The organism is Candidatus Hinthialibacter antarcticus, from assembly GCA_030765645.1.
Lineage (GTDB): Bacteria > Hinthialibacterota > Hinthialibacteria > Hinthialibacterales > Hinthialibacteraceae > Hinthialibacter > Hinthialibacter antarcticus.
The window spans coordinates 40,269-60,096 of sequence record JAVCCE010000052.1 but is presented as its reverse complement, the minus strand read 5'-3'; the positions used below and the strand labels follow the sequence as shown (position 1 = coordinate 60,096).

General features: G+C 53.3%; 17 protein-coding genes. 7 read left to right on the top strand and 10 right to left on the bottom strand.

Features of this window, described 5'->3' with window-relative positions; translation table 11 throughout:
• Positions 1-62: 62 nt before the first annotated feature.
• From P9L94_12050 to dnaJ, 4 genes are all read right to left on the bottom strand, one after another.
• The gene (locus P9L94_12050; GenBank protein MDP8244809.1) at positions 63-2,918 is read right to left on the bottom strand and encodes a glycoside hydrolase family 2 TIM barrel-domain containing protein; all 2,856 of its coding nucleotides are present in this window, start codon (positions 2,916-2,918) and stop codon (positions 63-65) included.
• Between the two features lie 358 nt (positions 2,919-3,276).
• Positions 3,277-4,071 carry an SDR family oxidoreductase gene (locus tag P9L94_12045; GenBank protein ID MDP8244808.1) on the bottom strand — a complete coding sequence of 265 codons (795 nt, stop codon included), beginning with the start codon at positions 4,069-4,071 and terminating at the stop codon, positions 3,277-3,279.
• Positions 4,072-4,382: 311 nt separating this feature from the next.
• A complete protein-coding gene (locus tag P9L94_12040) occupies positions 4,383-4,658 on the bottom strand; it encodes a hypothetical protein (GenBank protein MDP8244807.1) in 276 nt (91 codons plus the stop codon).
• A 37-nt stretch (positions 4,659-4,695) separates the two neighbouring features.
• The gene (dnaJ, locus tag P9L94_12035; protein MDP8244806.1) at positions 4,696-5,835 is read right to left on the bottom strand and encodes a molecular chaperone DnaJ; all 1,140 of its coding nucleotides are present in this window, start codon (positions 5,833-5,835) and stop codon (positions 4,696-4,698) included.
• Positions 5,836-6,195: 360 nt separating this feature from the next.
• Between dnaJ and aspS the strand changes: the two genes are divergently transcribed.
• Together aspS and P9L94_12025 are read left to right on the top strand one after the other, a co-directional pair.
• Entirely contained in the window at positions 6,196-7,950 is a 1,755-nt protein-coding gene (gene aspS, locus P9L94_12030; GenBank protein ID MDP8244805.1) for an aspartate--tRNA ligase, read from the top strand.
• Between the two features lie 302 nt (positions 7,951-8,252).
• The gene (locus P9L94_12025) at positions 8,253-8,678 is read left to right on the top strand and encodes a hypothetical protein (GenBank protein ID MDP8244804.1); all 426 of its coding nucleotides are present in this window, start codon (positions 8,253-8,255) and stop codon (positions 8,676-8,678) included.
• A gap of 74 nt (positions 8,679-8,752) precedes the next feature.
• On the opposite strand, the gene P9L94_12020 is transcribed toward P9L94_12025, so the two are convergent.
• Positions 8,753-9,109, bottom strand: coding sequence for a helix-turn-helix transcriptional regulator (locus tag P9L94_12020; protein MDP8244803.1), 357 nt, complete (start codon positions 9,107-9,109; stop codon positions 8,753-8,755).
• Complete coding sequence (locus P9L94_12015; protein ID MDP8244802.1) at positions 9,099-9,464, bottom strand: type II toxin-antitoxin system RelE/ParE family toxin; 366 nt, start codon at positions 9,462-9,464, stop codon at positions 9,099-9,101. Before P9L94_12015 ends, P9L94_12020 begins: the two co-directional genes overlap by 11 nt.
• Before the next feature lie 258 nt (positions 9,465-9,722).
• Between P9L94_12015 and P9L94_12010 the strand changes: the two genes are divergently transcribed.
• Positions 9,723-11,930 (top strand): Rne/Rng family ribonuclease, encoded by a 2,208-nt coding sequence (locus P9L94_12010; protein ID MDP8244801.1) that lies wholly within the window; start codon positions 9,723-9,725, stop codon positions 11,928-11,930.
• 237 nt (positions 11,931-12,167) lie between these two features.
• Here P9L94_12010 and P9L94_12005 read toward each other — a convergent pair whose 3' ends face one another.
• Complete coding sequence (locus P9L94_12005) at positions 12,168-14,567, bottom strand: hypothetical protein (GenBank protein ID MDP8244800.1); 2,400 nt, start codon at positions 14,565-14,567, stop codon at positions 12,168-12,170.
• Between the two features lie 201 nt (positions 14,568-14,768).
• Between P9L94_12005 and aroC the strand changes: the two genes are divergently transcribed.
• Complete coding sequence (gene aroC, locus P9L94_12000; protein MDP8244799.1) at positions 14,769-15,851, top strand: chorismate synthase; 1,083 nt, start codon at positions 14,769-14,771, stop codon at positions 15,849-15,851.
• A 9-nt stretch (positions 15,852-15,860) separates the two neighbouring features.
• Here aroC and P9L94_11995 read toward each other — a convergent pair whose 3' ends face one another.
• Positions 15,861-16,355 (bottom strand): GNAT family N-acetyltransferase, encoded by a 495-nt coding sequence (locus P9L94_11995; GenBank protein MDP8244798.1) that lies wholly within the window; start codon positions 16,353-16,355, stop codon positions 15,861-15,863.
• A 95-nt stretch (positions 16,356-16,450) separates the two neighbouring features.
• Here P9L94_11995 and P9L94_11990 point away from each other — a divergent pair, with 95 nt between their 5' ends.
• Both P9L94_11990 and P9L94_11985 read left to right on the top strand, forming a co-directional pair.
• Positions 16,451-16,702: a hypothetical protein gene (locus P9L94_11990; GenBank protein MDP8244797.1), complete on the top strand. Its 252-nt coding sequence runs from the start codon at positions 16,451-16,453 to the stop codon at positions 16,700-16,702.
• An 84-nt stretch (positions 16,703-16,786) separates the two neighbouring features.
• Positions 16,787-17,674 carry an alpha/beta fold hydrolase gene (locus P9L94_11985; protein ID MDP8244796.1) on the top strand — a complete coding sequence of 296 codons (888 nt, stop codon included), beginning with the start codon at positions 16,787-16,789 and terminating at the stop codon, positions 17,672-17,674.
• On the opposite strand, the gene P9L94_11980 is transcribed toward P9L94_11985, so the two are convergent.
• Together P9L94_11980 and P9L94_11975 are read right to left on the bottom strand one after the other, a co-directional pair.
• The gene (locus P9L94_11980) at positions 17,649-19,226 is read right to left on the bottom strand and encodes a sodium:solute symporter (protein ID MDP8244795.1); all 1,578 of its coding nucleotides are present in this window, start codon (positions 19,224-19,226) and stop codon (positions 17,649-17,651) included. The two genes, P9L94_11985 and P9L94_11980, sit on opposite strands and share 26 nt — an antisense overlap.
• Positions 19,190-19,429: a hypothetical protein gene (locus P9L94_11975; GenBank protein ID MDP8244794.1), complete on the bottom strand. Its 240-nt coding sequence runs from the start codon at positions 19,427-19,429 to the stop codon at positions 19,190-19,192. The genes P9L94_11980 and P9L94_11975 overlap by 37 nt, the downstream gene beginning before the upstream one ends.
• 106 nt (positions 19,430-19,535) lie before the next feature.
• Here P9L94_11975 and P9L94_11970 point away from each other — a divergent pair, with 106 nt between their 5' ends.
• Positions 19,536-19,799 (top strand): hypothetical protein, encoded by a 264-nt coding sequence (locus P9L94_11970; GenBank protein ID MDP8244793.1) that lies wholly within the window; start codon positions 19,536-19,538, stop codon positions 19,797-19,799.
• Positions 19,800-19,828 lie beyond the last annotated feature (29 nt).

Below are 19,828 nucleotides of genomic sequence, written 5' to 3'. Positions count from 1 at the left end.
TTCTACAAAAAAAGGGCGCAACTTTCGTTGCGCCCTTAATCGTTCGAGGAATTATAACTTCATTACTGTCCTGACTCATACAAAATCATGCTGGGTGGGAAAGGATGCCGTCCGCTATAAGCGCCGAAGAGCCGTACACCGGTATCGCTGCCTTCTTTGGTGCGAATCACGATTTCGTTCGAGCGGTCTGCGGTGACGGCTGAAACCGGCACGTAAATGCGCTGCAAGTAGCCATACACGCTGGGCGGCGCCTGTTCGAAGATGTTGCTCAACACGCCGCGATAATCCGCCGGATCGTTGGGCAGGCAAATCTCTTTCACCACCTGGCCATTGACCAACACTTCAATCGTCGATGGATACTCATTGCCAACGTCAGTCTGCGGGAAATGCAGCGGGTTGCGGTTGGCGCGCCATTCCGGTTTTTCAAAACGCCCCGCTCGTTCGAGCGCGTCAATGCGCATCCCGCCCGAACAGGCCGCCAGTTCGAGTTGCAGTTTGACTTTCTTTACTTTGCTGAGATCGACGCCGCTGGGCAGCGACACTTGATAGGTCAGTTGCGCCTTGCCGGGGACCGAAACCGAGTCGCGGTTCTCTTTGGGAATCTGCTCAATCTCGCCTGTCGCTTCCGTATAGTCGGTCGGGTTCCAGCGGACATACCATTCCGGCGCTTCGATATACTTACGGTCGCCGCCCGCCATCATCTGAACGTGGCGTTCTTCGCCCGAATAATCGCCGCTGAGCGTATTGATTGTCCAGAAATTACGCGCGATCAATTCGCCGTCACCGTCTTCCACCCAGGCGTAGACGCAATAGAGCGCGTCCGGCTCAGGGACAAAAGTCACGTCGTCGCCATCCGCCATGCCATAGGCTTTGGCGTTGACCCAACCGCTCCCCGCTTGGTCAGACTGCCAGCCGAGGTCGAGGCGCGTCTGCTTCCACACGCGCCAACGCAAGGGGAACTTGCCGCCATCATGCCCGCAATACAGGCTCAACGCCGTCTTGATATGTTTGGTTTCAAACGGCGTCGCGCGTTCATTATTCATCGCGTCCAATACCAGAAAATTCTGATTATTGAGATCGCGGTAGGTGAAGGGCGGATGATCGTCCGGCGTGGGGACGTATTCTTCATAGCCGAAAATTTTGCGGCTGCGGTCGTAGTTCATAAAGCCGTTATGTTCCCACTCGATGTCTTGCAACTCGGTATAGACGTACCCGCCGATCTTGTCGTGGCGGCGCAGTTCCTGCGTGAGAAAATGGAAGCACCACGAAACATCGCGGTCGCCCATGTCGGCGCTGATGCCACCGTATTCGCTGTTAATCAACGGCTGGTTTTCCTGTTTGTAGCCTTTGACGAAATTGAATTGTGAGCCGGGAAAGGTCTTATCGACCACTTCTTGAATATGCCGCCGGGCGTGGTCATGTTCATTGATATAGAGGTGCCACGAATTCACATCAGTGACAACGTGGTCGTAATTGCAGGGCGAGTTGTCTTCGACCAGCCGGGTGGGGTCGATCTGCTTGGTGAGTCCCACCATTTCTTTGACGTAGTCTTGCACTTCAGGGTTGTCTTTCACGCCGGGGATGCCCCAGGTTTCATTAAAGATGACCCAGGTGATGATCGACGGGTGGTTGAAGTCGCGCAGCAGCGCTTCGAAGAACACCTTCTTGAAATTGTCGCGCATGTCGGCGTCAAACTGCCACGGGCAGGGGAAGTCATACATTAGGGTCATCCCCAGGCGGTCGCACCAATAATAAAAGCGCGGCTCATCGACTTTAATGTGCAGGCGCAGGTTGTTGAAACCAAATTCGAGCGCGTCTTCCACGTCCTGGCGAATCAACTGATCGCTGGGATAGGTGTAGATTCCCTCGGGATGAAACGCCTGATTGAGTGCGCTAAGAATGTAAAACGGCTTGCCGTTGAGATGAATGGTTTCGTATGGATTGTCGCCATTCTGCTTACGCGTGATTTCACGAAAACCGAAATAGGTATGTACCGTGTCGACCACTTCGCCGTCGTCTAATAGTTGCACTTCAACGAAGTAGAGCGTGGGCGAATCGGGCGACCAGAGTTCGACGTCGTCGAGTTTGAATTTGACTTTGATGTGGTCGCTTTTAGTTTCGACGGTTTGCTCGAGTTTCGCCGGGACGGTCTTGGACGGGCCGGATGCGTCATAGGGCATGTCAGGTAAGATGCGTACGCTGAGGTTGTCGGACGGTTGAAACGCGACCACGCGGAACTCGACATTGCCGTCGATGGTTGGAAACGGCGCGATGTATTTGAGGCCGTTTTTTTGGGTGGCTTCCATGTAGACCGTCTGCCAGATGCCGCTGGTGCGGGTGTACCAGTTGACCTGTTTGCCGACGGGTTGGGTGGGCGTGGTGTTGTCTTCGACCCGTACGCTCAACACGTTGACGCCGTCTTGCAGCGCATCGGTGATGTTGAAGACCACGGGTACATAGCCATGCGGCGGGTAGTCAGACATGCCGCCCTTTTCGGGTTCGATCTTCTTGCCGTTAAGCCACACGTCAAACGACCAGTCAACCGCGCTGAAATTGAGCAGGATATTTTTGCCTTCCCAGCCAGCGGGGCGTTCAATGGTGCGCTGATACCAGGCGACGCCCTTGTAATCGGGTTGTTCAATGCCCGACAGGCGGCTTTCCCAGGGGAAAGGTACAGTGATTTTCTTTTTCGGCCAGTCGTTATAGTCGGCTTTAAACCATTCGTCTTCGACGCCTGTATTATCCGGGTCGAACTTGAAGTTCCATTGCCCGTTCAGGTTGACCCACTGGTCGCGCCAATGGTCGGGGCGCGGATGTTCGGGCCTCGGGATGTCGGCAAACGCTGAAGCGGTAAATAAAACAGCGAATAATACCAATAAAAACGGTGCGGTCTGCACACGTCCCCAAAATGCACTCATGGACAATCTCCTTTGAATTCACTCGGCTGAGGTAACTCGTACATTAGAACGAAAAATTCGCTCCGGCTCAAGATGAAGAGGGATTCCTGACGGGCGTTATTACATTCATTTGGGTTCTTTGGTTAATTGGATACTTTTTCATAAATCTGCATGTGGGATGGGTACAACTCTGCTTGCTTCAGTTTTTTCTGGTGGGCTGTTTCGCGAGCCCACCCTACCCGGCTATAAGATGGCGAGGCAGCCCGGTCATACTGACAAGCAGAGTGTCAGCGCGCCGGAACGGCTCAGCGATAGAGACAGGTAACGGTTGTGCTTCTAATACTTCAATAAGTTCAAACAAAAAGGCGCCTGCGGCGCCCTAGCCGACGATGTCTTCGCCGCCGTCGCAGAAGACCACGCTGCCGCGAATCCAATCCGCTTCAGGACGCGACAGCAGGCACACCACTTTCGACACGTCTTCTACTGTGGTCATGCGGCCTGATGGGTTACGCGCCAAGGCCTCAGAAATCAGTTTCTCATGCCCGGGGATTTTTTCTAACGCGGGGGTCACCACGACGCCCGCCTGGATGGCGTTGGCGCTGACGCCGTCTTTGGCGCCTTCGAAAGTGATCTGACGAATGTGCGACTCGAGCGCGGCCTTGGCGGCGGATACGGCGCCATAGTTGGGCCATGCGGTGTGGCTGCCCGCGCTGGTCAGGCCAAAGATACGCGAGCCGGAGGCGATCAGCCCGGCGCGGCGCAGGTCTTGCACCCAATAGACCAGGCTATTGGCCATCACGTCGAGGGTCATCTCCATTTGTTTTTGGGTCAACTCGCCGTCTTCGCTCTCGTTGATAAATCGCTTGAGGGTTCCAAACGCGAGGCTATGTAATAGCGTACGCAACCGTTTGCCGCCGGTGCGTTCTTTGATCGCATCAACAGTGGCGCGGCGTTTTTCTTCGTCGGCGGCGTTTTGGTTGAAAAACTCCACCTCAACGCCCTGGTCTTTCATCCAGGCAATTTCTTCTTCGATTTTTTTCATTGCAGAACGACGGTCGAAGTGAACGCCGAGTATGTTCATTCCATGAGACGCCAGGGCTTTGGCGGACGCCAACCCCATGCCGCTGGATGACCCGAGAATTAAAGCCCATTCGCCTTCAAAACATTTGTCCAATTGCCGACTCCTTCTTGTTGCGAATCATTCTTTAATTGCGGGCGCAACGCGCTGCGCCCCTACATTTTCTTTGGTGGATTAAGAACCCACCCTACGGCTAAACCACAATCTGCTCCCTCTCCCTATGGGAGAGCCTGCCTGCCGCAGGCAGGGGTTGGGGTGAGGGGCGGTTTCATCCGGTGGGCTGCTTCGCGAGCCCACCCTACCCTGCTTTAATTTTTTTTGGTGGGTTAAGAACCACCCTACTTTATTTGGCTTGGCGGGAGTCTCGCCCACCCATTGCTCCAATCATCCGTTGAAAGAGAGGAACTCTACGCGCCCTTACGAACCGCGTCTTTTTGTTCTTCGCGCTCGGTTTCGAGGCGATGAATATCTTGCTGCATCCGCGCATTGATGGATTCCATCTCAGCGGGGTTGCCCATGGTTTGTTTCATTTCGTTCTGGCTGAGAATTTTCCGCTCGGCGATCTTGGCGTCAATTCTATTATCGACCTCAGCCAGTTGCGTTTTTTGTTCATCAGACAACGCCGGGCCGGAGGGTGAATCTTTTTCTAACCGCTCCATGGCGAGTTCATAAGCACTTTTCATCGCGTGACTCCTTGTTTACCCTACAATCATAGCGGGATCAACCGCCGAACGCTTGTTTCACGCGTTCAAAAAATCCGTTTGATTGCGGATTGGTTTCCTCACCGCTGATTTTGGCGAATTCGGCTAAAAGTTCTTTTTGTTTCGCGCTGAGTTTGGTTGGAGTTTCAACCACCACCCGCACCAGCAAGTCGCCGTTTCCATAGCCGCGCACGCTGGGCATTCCCTTGCCCGCAACGCGAAAGATTTTGCCTGTCTGGGTTCCCGCCGGCACTTTGAGATTGATATTGCCGCTCAGGGTAGGCACTTTGAGTTCCGTGCCCAGCGCCGCTTGAGTGATTGAGATCGGCACTTCGCAGATCAAATCGTCGTTTTCACGCTTGAACAACGGATGCGCCGCTACGCGTAAGACGATGTATAAATCGCCCGACGGCCCGCCATTAAACCCGGCTTCGCCTTCGCCGGAAACCTTCAGTTTCAGCCCGGTCATTGATCCCGGTGGGATTTTGATGCGGACATGATTGTGTTTGAGTACGCGCCCCGAGCCGTGGCATTGAACGCAGGGTTTGGTGATAATGCGTCCGTTGCCATTACAGCGGTTACAGGTGCGGGAGATGCTGAAGAACCCTTGGGTGATGTTGATCTGCCCCGTCCCCTGGCATTGCGGGCAGGTTTCGGGCTGGTAGCCCTTGGCGCAGCCCGAGCCGGTGCATGTGTCGCAGGCGTCCTGGCGCGGGACTTCGATCTGCTTTTCAACGCCGCCGAACGCTTCGACCAGGGTAATTTCCATGTCGTAGCGCAGGTCATCGCCGCGTCTCATGCGAGAGCGTGAACGCCCGCCGCGTCCGCCTCGGCTGCCGCCGAAAATTTCTTCAAAAATATCGCCGAAACCGCCAAAAATATCCTGAAAATCATGATAGGCGGCGGAATCATGAAAGCCGCCTGCTGCGCCGCCGACGCCCGCATGACCATATTGGTCGTATCGTTGGCGTTTTTGAGTGTCGCTTAATACTTCATAAGCTTCGGTCGCTTCTTTAAATTTATCTTCCGCCGCCGCATCGCCGGGGTTGCGGTCGGGGTGATATTTGAGCGCTGTCTTGCGATAAGATTTTTTGACCTCTTCCGCTGAGGCTTCGCGGGAGACGCCTAAAATATCGTAATAATCTCGTTTGTCCGCCATTGTGGCCATATCCTTACCTCCGCTCACGAATCTATACGGCTAACGTAAACGAAGCGTCTTTGGTTTGACGCAATCCACCGGAACTCAGGCGCGGGCGTCTTGTTCGGAAAATGTTTTCGTGGGTGCTGAGTTGCGCCCTGCGCCGGGTTTATACTCGCGGCGCATCAAAGCGTTGCGATTCTGTAGTTCTTTCAACCGAACATTTTCTTGAAAATGGCGCGAGCAGGTATGCCTTCGCCCAATCCGGCAAAGAAGATATATTATTTGCCTTCAATGTATTAGGGAAGCTCTGGACAATCGGCGTCTTCTCTGACACGAACATAACGTCTGAAAACTGATAGAAATAACGATAGGTTAATCATGAAACGAACGGATTATTGCGGCGACTTGCGGGACAAACATATTGGCGAAACGGTGACCCTGTGCGGTTGGGTCTGGCACTGGCGCGACCACGGCGGCGTCATCTTTATTGACGTACGCGACCGCACCGGACATGCGCAACTGGTGTTTGATCCACAAGAAAACGCGGAACTGCACAAGCAATCCAACGACTTGCGCAGCGAGTTCTGCATTCAAATTACGGGCGTGGTGCGGCATCGCCCGGAGGGCACGGTCAACCCCAAACTGCCGACTGGCATGGTCGAAGTCGTCGTGACCGAACTGCTGGTTTACAGCGAAGCCGAGACCCCGCCGTTCCCGATTGATGACCATGTGGACGTCGGCGAGGACGTGCGCCTCAAATATCGCTACCTCGATATGCGCCGCCCCAGCCTGCGCGATACGTTGATGTTCCGCAGCCGCGCCTACCAGGTGGTGCGCAACTATTTCTTCGATACGGGCTTCGTCGAAGTCGAAACGCCTATCCTCAGCAAATCGACGCCGGAAGGCGCCCGCGACTTTCTGGTACCGAGCCGCGTCTCGCCCGGCGAGTTTTTCGCGCTGCCCCAGTCGCCCCAGATTTACAAACAGCTGTGCATGGTGGGCGGCCTCGACCGCTATTTCCAGATCGTGAAGTGCTTCCGCGATGAAGATCAACGCCGCGACCGCCAGCCCGAATTCACCCAGATCGACGTCGAGATGGCGTTTATTGACCCCGAAGACATCTACGCCCTCATGGAAGGCTTGATGGCCAAACTGTGGAAGGAACTGATGGGCGTCGAATTAACGCTGCCGTTCCCCCGCATGGATTATTGGGAAGCGATGGAGCGTTTTGGTTGCGACCGCCCCGACGTGCGCTTCGGTATGGAACTGCGCAACGTGGGCGACATTGGTTCCGAAAGCGATTTCAAAGTATTCCGCCAGATTGTAGAAAACGGCGGCAAGATTTCTGGTATCTGCGTCAAAGGCGGCGCTTCGTTCAGCCGCAAAGAAATCGAAGACCTGACCAAAGAGGCGGGCGTCTATGGCGCCAAGGGTCTCGCCTGGATGAAGCACGGCGAAGCGGGCCTTGAATCGAACATCGTCAAATTCTTCAACGAAGGTTTGCAGGCCAAATTGATCGAGCGGTTGGAGTCGGAACCGGGCGACATTCTGCTGTTCGTCGCCGATGAGCCAGAAGTGGTCTACGCTGCGCTGGCGCACCTGCGGCTGCACATCGCCGGGCTGAAGCAACTATTTGATCCGAACGAAGACAACTTCCTGTGGGTGGTTGATTTCCCTCTGTATAACAAAGACGACAACGGCAACCCCACGCCGTCGCACCATCCGTTCACGCATCCGCACCCCGACGACATGGACCTGTTCGGCAAGGAGCCGTTCAAGATTCGCTCGCTGGCCTACGACTTGATATTGAACGGCATCGAACTGGGCGGCGGCAGCATTCGTATTCATCGCCGCGACATCCAATACAAGATGTTCACTGAACTGGGCATTGACGAAGAGATGGCGCAGGAGAAGTTTGGATTTCTCTTGGACGCCTTTCGTTACGGCGCGCCGCCTCACGGCGGCATCGCGTTTGGCTTTGATCGCATGATGATGTTGATGCGCCGCTTGGATAACATTCGCGAGGTGATGGCGTTCCCCAAAAACCAACGCGCACAAGCCGTGATGGAAGACGCGCCCTCCGCCGTTGACGCCGACCAATTGAGAGAATTAGGGCTGAAGTTGAAGGGGTAAGGGAGTATTACAATTTAGAATTATCGAACGGGGCGGCTGAACGGTCGCTCCGTTTTTTTGTTGAAATAAACAATACAGTTTTGTGAAATGTATATCACTTCCAGGGTAGGGTGGGCTCGCGAAGCAGCCCACCGAATGAGTGTCGTGTGATTTGATTTTATTTTTTCATAGGTTTCATCAAGGGCTGTCGGCGCTTCGCGCTGCCTTGCCCTTGGCACCCAAAACATATCTTATTACAAGCAATTAAACATAGTACAATATCTTACCATTTTAGTTTCATTATTAAATACGAGGTGTGTATAATGAATTATATTCATTATAGGTATAGTCTGTGGAAATTACAAAATAGCCGCAACAGTACCACAAATTCTTTTCAGAAAGATATTAAAAATGCCAAAAACAATAATAAAAGTCGAGATGAAATTTCAGGAATAAGATCACAAGCATGGTTTGAAACAGATTGCATTGATGAAGAAATAGACGACCTCAACACTCGTTACTGGACTGATTTAGCCCGAAGGTATTGTTTGCCAATACCGGCAATCGATAGAGAGGCTAATAAGTGGACGGAGGGAAAGTACAATGGAAAAAGATGTCTCACTAAAGAAGCAGTTCTTGAACTAAGAACATTGGTGAGAAAAGAGAGGGAAGTATATCTAATTTGGATAGCGGCATTCACCGGAGTGCTTGGTGCATTAACAGGATTAATTGCGATTATCAAATCTTAAATACTTCCTTAGAATGTGTTTGGGTACCAAGGGCAAGAACGAGCGGAGCGAGTTCATCTCTTATAAATAAAACTTCACGCTACGTTTTGAATAACGCGATTCTGCTTACCGTTTTTCGATGAAGATTTACTTGCTGCTTGCTTTGTCGGTTTCCAACTTACTTTTAAATTCATATCTAACGCCATTGCAATTTCAACGGCGGTCAGAAACGTCAGGTTATGTTCTGCGCCCAAAATACGGGAAAGCCAAGACGGCTGCTTGCCCATTTTCTTGGCGAGTTCACTTTTGCTGATTCTTTGTTCTTCCATTGCTTTGCAAATCATTTCAGAAAAATCGAGAAGGACGTCCTCAAGCGCATAGCGGGGATCGTCTTTAAACTCATCTTCAAGATTTTGAAACCAATCTTTGAACGATTGATCTTTATTGTTCATTTTCTTTCTCCCATTGCAGTCTGCATTCTTCGGCGCGGGACAGCTCATTCGGATCCGCTTTATCTGTTTTCTTTAAGCAGCCATTCGTGAATACAAATTCTGTTTTGCACTTATAAAAACCGTAGATTCGGACTTGGCCTTGTTTGTAAGCGAAGATTTTTCCTTGTTCATGCTTAAATTGTTCATCATTATTCGGTATTCCCTTGGCAGCCCAGCGCTGTATCCGCTTACTGAACTTAATTTGTTGATCCTGCTCTAACGAATCAACAAACTTAGTTATTTGGCACCTACTTGTCTTGCTGTTCACATAGACGAAGAAAGATATCTTACCTTCTACTATCGGCTCTATACTCATATTTTTAACATAAAAGTGAAATTATTCAACCGGGGTTCACATCTTTTAAACAACTTAAGGTTCTTGAAATATTACACTTAATGAAACATTTGCTGGAACGGAAAAGAAAACAATGCAATAAATCTAGTGCAACTATCTCATACTAGATTAGAATTTTCAACTACTGTTGCAATTTTATAGAGAAAATGTGTTCTTTGCATTCTCTGTAAATTCCTCTATAATGAATTTAGAGGCCAAATCAATTGGTCATAGGAATTTATGAAAACCACAACAAAAAAAACCACCCGAAGTAAAACAACCCCCGACAGTCAATCCCGTAACCAAAACGCAGACAGCGCCGAGTTAAGTGCGTCCGCAGGCAGCGACGAGACGCAAAAAAAGCGTCCAACCCGTCGTGGACGGCGCGGCGGCGTCGGACGAAAGCGTCCTGCTAGCAAGACCGCAGCGGCTGAGCAAACAACTGCTGCAGAGAGCGCTGCGCCAAGCGAACCGACCGTTGAGGCTCCGACAATGACCGACGAAACCTCCACTGAGAAAAAACGTCCCTCGCGGCGGGGTCGACGCGGCGGCGTCGGACGAAAGCGTCCCGCAAGCAAGACCGCAGCGGCTGAGCAAACAACTGCGACCGAGAGCGCAGCGCCAAGCGAACCGACCGTTGAGGCTCCGGCAACAACAGACGAAAATTCCGCTGAGAAAAAACGTCCCTCGCGGCGGGGTCGGCGCGGCGGCGTTGGACGAAAGCGTCCTGCAAGCAAAACCGCAGCGGCTGAGCAAACCGATGTAGCCGAAAGCGCAGCGCCAAGCGAACCGACCGTTGAGGCTCCAGCAACAACCGACGAAGCGACCACAGAGAAAAAACGTCCCTCGCGTCGGGGTCGACGCGGCGGCGTTGGACGTAAGCGTCCTGCAAGCAAGGCCGCAGCGGCTGAACAAACCGATGTAGCCGAAAGCGCAGCGCCAAGCGAACCGACCGTTGAGGCTCCAGCAACAACCGACGAAGCGCCCACAGAAACGAAGCGCCCGGCCTCCAGGCGTAGAAGTTCATCAAAACGCACGAGTAATGCGCGGCCTCAAGCGGCTGCCGCTTCGAAAACACCCAGCGCTGAACCAGCAAAAACTACCGTCCAAGATCGAACCAAGACGTCGCGGCCCCGCAGCGCGACCAAACGGGCGCCTGCGTCTAAAAAGCCAGTATGCCGCATGATCTTTGCGGAAGAATCTTCGTACAGCATCGCCGTCATTACCGAAGACGGGAATGTAACCGACTTTTGGGTCGAAGAAGAACACCGCGTTGACCGCGGCTCAGCAGGCAGCATCTATTGCGGGGTGGTATCGAAAGTGATTCCCGCGCTACAGGCGGCGTTTGTTGATATCGGTCTCGATAAAGAAGGCTTTCTTAGTTTTCAAGAGATGGGCCCGGAGGTCTATCGGCAGCGCAAGAGCAGCGGCAGCAAGAAGCGCATCGACAAAATCGAAGACGCGCTGCGCCCCGGCGATAAAGTGTTGGTGCAAATGGCCAAAGAAGCCATCGGCGACAAAGGCCCGGCGTTGACCTCGAAAATTTCCATGCCAGGCCGCTTCTTGATCTACATGCCCTACACCCAAGTGGTACGCATGTCGCGCCAGTTAAACGATAAAGAACGCAAGGCGCTCTACGAACTGGCCGAGCAAGAAATCGGGACCGACGGCGGGCTGATTTTCCGCACCGCGTCCGCGGGAAACAGCGCCCGCGAAATTCGCCAGGACCTGCAATATCTCACCCGCAGTTGGAAAGAAATACAGAGCGAGTTTGAATCCGGCTCGAAACCCAAGTGCCTTCACCGCGAGCTGCATCTGTTCGAGCGAGTGCTGCGCGATCACTTCTCTACTGCAGTTGATGAAGTGGTGCTGTATCATCCACGTTTAAAATACCGCATCACTCAATCAATGAAACTGGTCTCGCCGCGACGCGACGCTGACGATTTCATCCGCTTTTTTGACGACCCGACCCAGTCGATCTGGAAGGCGTACAACCTCACCAAAGACATCGACCATTTATTCAGCAATATCGTTTATCTGGATTGCGGCGGCTACATCATTATCGAAGAAATGGAAACGCTCACCGCCATCGACGTAAACTCCGGCAAAAACGTCAGCGGCAAAGACCTCGAAGCAATGATCTCGACGACCAATCAGGAAGCGGCGGTTGAAGTGGCGCGTCAGATGCGGCTGCGCCAGTTGGGCGGCATCATCATTGTGGACTTCATCGACATGCGGCTCAAACGAAACCAAGACCGCGTATTTAAAACCATCGAACGCGAGCTCGCCAAAGACCGCACCCCGACCGATTTGCAGCAGTTTACCGATCTGGGCTTGGTGCAGATCACGCGCCAGCGTTCGGGCCGCAGCCTGACCAAACGATTGACCTACACCTGTGCGCATTGCAAAGGTTCAGGGCGCTTGCCGCTGCTCGCGCTAACGAAATAAGACGGCGATTTTTCATTCACTTTTTGTAGGGTGGATTAAAAACCCACCCGTTTGAATTGTTGAAACATTGCATGGTGGGCTGCTAACGCGAGCCCACCCTACCGCAGATGAATGATGCGTTTCAAGTAGGGTGGCGTTGAGCGCCTGTGCATAGGGCCTGATAGCCCGCACGGAAGCGAAGAGAGACGTACCCACGCCTGCCCCGACTCACGCAGCCTGAATATAGAAATATAGGGATTAGTAGTAGCGTCCAAATGCGCGTTGGATAAACGTCCAGAATTTCCCGGTAGCCAGCAGGTACGCGAGCGCCGCCAGTTTGATGAAAACCACCCAAGCGAGGCCGGTCAACAACCAGCGTCCCCACGGTTCATTGTAAGTCAACTCAACCGTCCAATGCCCCGCGTCTAGCGCCAGTGCGCGATAGCCGTTTGCGGTTGCATAAACGCTCAGCGGGCGCCACCGCTCTTCACCCGTACGAATGCGCGCGCGCCAATGGGGATAGTTCCACTCGGACACCCGCAGCCAGCCCGGCGAAGCAACGTCAACATCAAAAACGATCTGCTGGGGTTCATATTGTTGCACCGTCGCGCGGGTCGGCGCCCAGTCAGCGATTTCTGCAACCTCGTCCGACAGCGCATCGTCTTCGTCGCTTGCCGCCCGCTGCGCAATCGCCGCCCAACTGCGTTGATCGCTGGCGCGTTCATAGGCGCGTAAACGCGGGCCGGTAAATAAGGGCTTGACCGCAGGGTCGTCGATTGGTTCCGTCGTTAAAATAAAACGCACATTCAATTCATCGAGGACAGGATGGTCATACTGCTTGAGGTCAATGTCATCGTGATAGTCGCCGTCTTGCCAGCCTTCCATCACGGCCATGCGGCTGTTGTATGATTTCAAACTCATGGGGTCGTAGCCCGCCGTGTTTGAAACTCTCCACATGACGGCGTGGTTGGGCGTACGGTAATTCGCGAGCGTCTGCAAGCGGTCTTCGATCTGAAAATCGGGCATGGATTTGATGAACTTCACTGCGGCGGGCGTTGAAGCGTTCGCTTGAATTTCATCAGCGGAATACAAGGTCGCCAAAAAATATTGCCGCCCGAATAAAAAGAGGTCTAAACATAACAACAACATCAACGAGAACGACATCACCGCGCGCGGCGCCTTCGGGACTTTTTTCGCATACAAATAAATCGCCAACCCGCTCAACATCAACACGCCGCCGATTGACATCGAATACGCGCGAATATTGCTAATCGCCTGGCGCAAACTCTCCGGCCCGGCTATGTTGACCAACATCTGAGTTCGTAACGTATCCACCAAACCATACAAATGCGGAACGCCAAAGAAAAACACAACGGCCAGCACAATAACCAAGCCGAAAATGCGCATCCACCCGACGGTATTGTCTGACGGCGCCAAGCCGACAAACTCGGCTTCTTTCGCTGCTTTGCTTTGCGTCTTCAAGGTGAATTTCTGGTACGCTTCCGCCGCGAGACGCTCAAGCCCCAACGCCGCCAGCGCACTCACGGCAACAAGATAATACGGCAAAAACTTCGCAGGCGCGCGAAAATAACCGAAGCCCGGCATTTGAAGCAACAGCGTGTAAATAGGGTTGCCGCGTCCACAGGCGAGAAATAAACCCAACAGCGCAATCACCGCCAGCGGGACCGCCGCGACTGGACGCTCGCCCTTGCGAAACATCGACAACGCCAAAAAGGGAACGATCACCCCCGCATAGGCGCACGACCAATACACGTAGAAATCATAATGAAAAGCGATTTGGCTGCCATAAAATTCAGGGAACAGCAGCGTAATCAAACGGTGCGGCGCGAACGAAAACTCGGTGGCCGCATTCACGTCGAGCGAGGCGGCGCGATTGGCCAGCGCCAAATAATCCAACGTAGCGAACAATTGAAATGACGCCATCAATACGCCCAACAACAGGGCGAACCCAAATAACGTCGTCATCCAAAGGGGCTGCGTCCAGGTAAAGGCGCCGTCGCGGCGCACCCGCCAGGCTTGCAGCGTAAAGACAAAGACCAAACTAAACACGATTGAATAAAATAACATCTGCGGATGCCCGCAGGTGAAATGCAAAAACGTGATCGCCGTCGCAGCCATTGCCCAAGCCAGCCGCCGCTCGCGGGTGAACAGAAACCCGGTCGCGGCGAACAACATCCACGGCGCCCAGGCCGCGCCCGCATAGGTCAGATGGTTGCCGAACGGAATGTGGATCATCGCAAAGCCGTTCAGCCCATAGGCCGCGCCCGCGATCATTGACGGAAACTGGGTGGCGCCGCAGATACGGGCGAAACAATACGCCCCCGCGCCCGCGATCAAGAAATGCAGTACCAACGACAGGCCGAAGAAGCGTTCCATTGGAAAGACGAACAACATCCAGTCAAACAAATAAAACACCGCCGATTGCACGTTGGCGAGAAACGGAGCGCCCGCATAGGCGTACGGGTTCCAATAGGGAATTTCGCCTTGCGCGAGTTGGGCGCGTTCGAATACTTTCCAGGGATAAAATTGTTCAGCGACATCGCCGCCATAGGGGCTTTGTCCGCCCAGCCAGGCTTCATGCGTAAACAATAAAATAGCGATGAACACCATCGCCAACGCCAGCGCGTCGCGTTTCATGCGGGATCCGTTCGTCTGTTCAAATTTATTTGACCGTTGGGTATTATGAACGACTGACTCGATGTGAAAAGGCTTTCATCCAATGCGAAGCCTCTAGCGTAAAGACAACCGCGCTTACTATCAAGCGAAAACATTCACGAATGTTGTTTGAGACGATAGACTGGATATTGATTAAATCTATTTCAAGAACGATAAAAGATTATGGGCGATATTTTTGGACATGTTTTTCGCATCTCAACCTGGGGCGAGTCGCACGGCGGCGCGGTCGGCGTGGTGGTGGACGGTTGTCCGCCGCAGGTCCCGGTTGAAATTAAAACCATTCAACGCGAACTCGACCGCCGCAAACCCGGCCAGAGCCTGATTGTCAGCCAGCGCCGCGAAGGCGATGAGGTCGAAATTCTTTCCGGCGTGTTTGAAGGCCAGACGCTGGGTACGCCCATTTCGATGATGGTGCGCAACAAAGACCACCGCTCGAAAGACTACAACGAAATGACGGCGGCCTACCGCCCTTCACACGCCGACTATACCTACGACGCCAAGTACGGCTTTCGCGACCATCGCGGCGGCGGACGCACCAGCGCGCGCGAAACCATCGGACGGGTGGCGGCGGGCGCGATCGCCAAGACCATTTTAAAAACGCGCTGCGGCGTCGAGGTGATCGCTTACGTCAAGCAGATTCACAAACTCGTCGCCGAAGTAGACCCCAACAAAGTGCGCATGAAAGATATAGAAGCAAACGACGTACGATGCCCCGACCCCGTGCTTGCGGAAAAAATGTACCAGTATGTGGACAAAATGCGGCGCGAAGGCGATTCGGTGGGGGGGATCATCGAATGCGTGGTGCGCAATGTCCCGGTTGGATTGGGCGACCCGGTGTTCGACCGCCTCGAAGCTGATCTGGCGAAAGCGATGATGTCGCTGCCCGCGACCAAAGGGTTCGAAATCGGTTCGGGGTTTTCATCCATTGAGATGAAAGGCTCGGAGCACAACGACGAGTTTTATGTCTCACGCGGCAAGGTGCGCACCCGCACCAACCGTTCCGGCGGCGTACAGGGCGGCATCAGCAACGGCGAGAACATTGTGTTTCGTGTGGCCTTCAAACCGACCGCCACCATCTTGCAGCCGCAAAAAACTATCACATCCGATAAGAAGAAAACTGTGCTCAAACCGCGCGGGCGCCATGACCCCTGCGTGTTGCCGCGCGCGGTGCCGATTGTCGAAGCCATGGCGGCGCTGGTGTTGACCGACCATTACCTCTTGCAGCGGATGAATGAAGCAGAATAATTCAGACAATTAGAGCGCTGCTTCGAGATCAACCACAAACTCCACCATGCGGAACGAGTCGATTTCCTCGCGCCAATAGCGGCGGCGTTCTTTAAATCCACAGGATAGATACATCGCCTGCGCAGGCGCGAAGAATGCGTGTTCTCCGGTTTTGACGCGGGCGAACGTGCAGCCGCGTTCTCGCAAGCGTTTCAGAATCTCGCGCAGTTGCTCGCGCCCGTAGCCCCCGCCGCGATGGTCAGGGTGAATCACGTTCTGCCCCACGGCTCCGATTTTTCCTCGCGGATCAAACGAACCAAAGCCAATCGGCTGCCCGTCCAGACAGGTGATGAACACGCACGCCGCAACGTCGGGGTCTTCAAGCGCGAGCCGCTCCGTCCGCCGCCATTGCGCGTGATGATAGGCCGTCTCTTCGGTCGTCGCGGGCAGTTCCAGATAACTCGATTGCAGCAACGAAATCATTGTCCCCGGCGGAAACATAGTGGGTAAATCAAAAGTAATCATAGAATTCCAGGCATGAATGTTTTATTGTGGTTTAGGGTATCTATTAGAGTCTCGATTTGAAAATATACTAGATTGAACGCAAACAGGAGACGACGGTGGAACTCATATTTTTATTGTTCTGGTTAGTCATGCCATTCTATTTTCTCTATTTATTGGTGCGTCTTGCGCATGGCTTAGAGCGTGTTGAGAAAGCGTTAAATCAATCAATCAACAAAGAAGAAAGGCGGCGACCTCATGCTGACGGGTTTGGTTGGTCTGATATTTCCCATACTGTATATCGCTTTTGCTTTCTTTCTTGTCGTTTATGGATTATCCGTGTTGAGGCGCATCGTTTTCGCGATTCATGAAATCGCTGACCACCTTGAAGAAAAAAATCATGGAACACTAGAATAAAACAGAACACATAAGCGTGAATGCACCCAGAGAATTTTATGATTGAATTGAAAATGAAAAAATATATCTTCGGTATTTGTTTTGGTCTGGCGTTTTTATTTCACATCGCACATGCGCAGGAACCGTCTGCCGGGCGGCAGGCGTTCGTTGATTCGCCGGGCTATTTCAATTACCTGATCTGGCTGCCGCCGAATTATAATCCTGACGTCGATATGATCTGGCCGCTGATGATTTACCTGCACGGCGGCGAAGGGCTGGATAGCGACATGGGGGCAACGCTGAACGAAAACATTCCCGGCTTATTGCAATTGCCCGCCGTTGTCGATGCGCAATATCCGAGTTTGAACGAGTTCATCATCGTCACGCCATTGCGAACTGACCCGCTGTGGCGCTCCACCAAACTGGATGAGCTGTTAGTCGAAATTCGTCAGCACTATCCAATTGACCTGACGCGGATTTACCTGACGGGGTTCAGCATGGGCGGCTTTGGTTCGTGGGCGATGGCGTCGGCCTATCCACAGCGCTTCGCCGCGATTGCGCCGCAAGCGGCCAACGGCAACCTCGAACTCGCCTATCAGGAACGCGAGTTGATCTTTCAAATTATCTTCGGGCCGGAAGGCGCAAAACGAGGCTTCGATTTTCGCGATGCGCATCCTGAAGAGACCTTCGTCGGCGATGCGGTCGCGCTTGCTCAAACGCCCGTTTGGGCTTTCGTCGCCGACCGCGACCCGTTGATTCCACTCGAACTGGTGCAGGACTTCGTCGCTGATATCCAGGCAGCGGGCGGCGATACGCGCCTGACCGTCATCAACGGGCTGCTGCACGACGTCGGGCCGTTCGCCTACAACGAAGAACTCTTTCAGTGGATGCTCTCACACCAACGCGCACCCGCTTCATCGGCTACGGATTGGATGATGTATCAGTAGCCTCTTTATTCCACGTCCATACGGTCAGGTTATCGAGTTTATCTTGAGTCGGTCTCGCAAACAGATAACTACACGCGTATCCCAACACAAACGCGACGATGTTGCTGACCACGCCGATCATCAGCTTATGAAACGTCGACGCCGATTCGCCTGTTAAAATCCCCAACGAACTGGCACTCATCCACAAAGTCACAATGATTGCAAAGATGATTCCAACCAACACGCCCTGGCTATTGGCGCGGGTGGTGAAGAAGCCGAGTATGAACAATCCGCCAACTCCGCCCGCGAGCAACGCGTAGAAGAAGAAGATCGAATCGAGAAAGGTCTTCTGCTCGATCATGCCTGCGGTGATGATGTTATATAGCCCCCATGAACTGAAAATCATCAATCCGCCGCAAATAATGGTGAGCGTCCGCCCGACGTTGAGATAATGCGAATCGTCTTTTCCTGGAACAAAAAAGCGCTTGTACAAATCGCTGGTGATGACCGCTGCGGTACCATTCAGGCTCGAGTCAATCGACGACATCGCCGCCGCCATCACCGCCGCCATGACGAAGCCCGCCAGGCCAATCGGCAATTCAGTGAGAATGAAATAGGGGAACACCTGGTCTTCGAGAATGCCCGCCGGCAATACCGCCGGGAACGCAACCGTATAAAACGCCCACAGACAGGTACCGACGAACATGAAGATCATCCACACCGGGATGCAGCCGAAGCCGCCGAACAGGGTCGCCTGCGCAGCCTGGCTGTCGCTCTTTGCCGCGCAATAGCGTTGCACCTTGGTCTGGTCAGAGGCGAATTCCTGTATGTTTTGATTGAGCCCAAACAGAATCGCGACCCAGATGGTCATTTGGGTGAAGTTCCAATCGAGGTCGGCGGACAGGTGAAATTTTGAGGCGTCCCATGCCTGGTTGAACACGCCCGATGCGCCGCCCGGCACTTCCAGGAACACGACGGCAATACAAACCAACCCGCCCAGCATCAACACGATGGTTTGGATCACGTCCGTCCAGATGACGGCCTCGATCCCGCCCATGACGGTATAAATGATGATTAAAATTCCTAAGACGACAATCAGAAACGAAATGCTGTAGCCGGTCATGGCGTTCACCGCCAGCGCGATCAAAAACAAAATCACGCCCATACGGAAAAACTGGATGATGGTCCACATGACGCAGCTATAGGCGCGCGCCCAGGGCGCGAAACGCAGTTCGAGATATTCATTGACGCTGACGATGCGGGCGCGGCGATAGAACGGAACAAACACCAACACCGCAAATATCGCGCCGATGGGGATGGTAAAATTGGGAACCAGGCGGCTCCAGTCGCCCACGAAGGCCGAACCGGGATACGCCAGAAACGTGACCGAACTAATGGCGGTGCCGATGATGGAGATGCCCACCGCCCAGCCGGGCATGGCGCGTCCACCGACGAAGTAGCCTTCGGTCGAGTTCATGCGGCGCGCACACCAAACGCCAATGCCGATGGTGACGGCAAAATACGCCAGTAATGTAATTAAGTCGCCTGTCCGAATTCCAGCGGCTTCTTCCATTTGATCATCTCCCCTTTTTTCATTTGGCAAAAAAACAATTCATCATTTACCCCTACTTCGATGATCGAAGCAGAGTTTATAACAATACCGGAGGCGGGTTCCAAACCCAAGGGCAAAAATGGCTTACTGACAACGAAGACGTTCCGGCAAAAAGTGCCTGAAGCGGCCTCGAAATCAATCACGCCGCTGCGGTCTCGCGCCAAGGTAAATCCAATTATTACAACGTGTTGAAGATCAATGATGCGAATTGATGGAGTTTGGCATATCAATTGCCCTTTTGATAGAGCAATTCATTGATTGGACACGACTATGGCACTCAATGCGATCAACCCAAATTTGCAAAGCACATCATTGTTCCGGCCCGTCCCGGCGTCGCAGCTGCAACAAAACCTGGCCGAACATTTTCAACGCACCGCCGATTTTGTCGACGAGAATTTCCAAGAGATGCGCGAAGCCACCGCAAAAAAAGTGGAAAGCGACGCCCCAAAACTGGAAGAACCACAACAGCGCGCGTCATTACGCGAACGCATCCGCCCCGCTGGCCTCGGCGCTCAACTCGATATCTTTGTTTGAGAGCAAGCCGCTCTCGATTGATTTTTGAA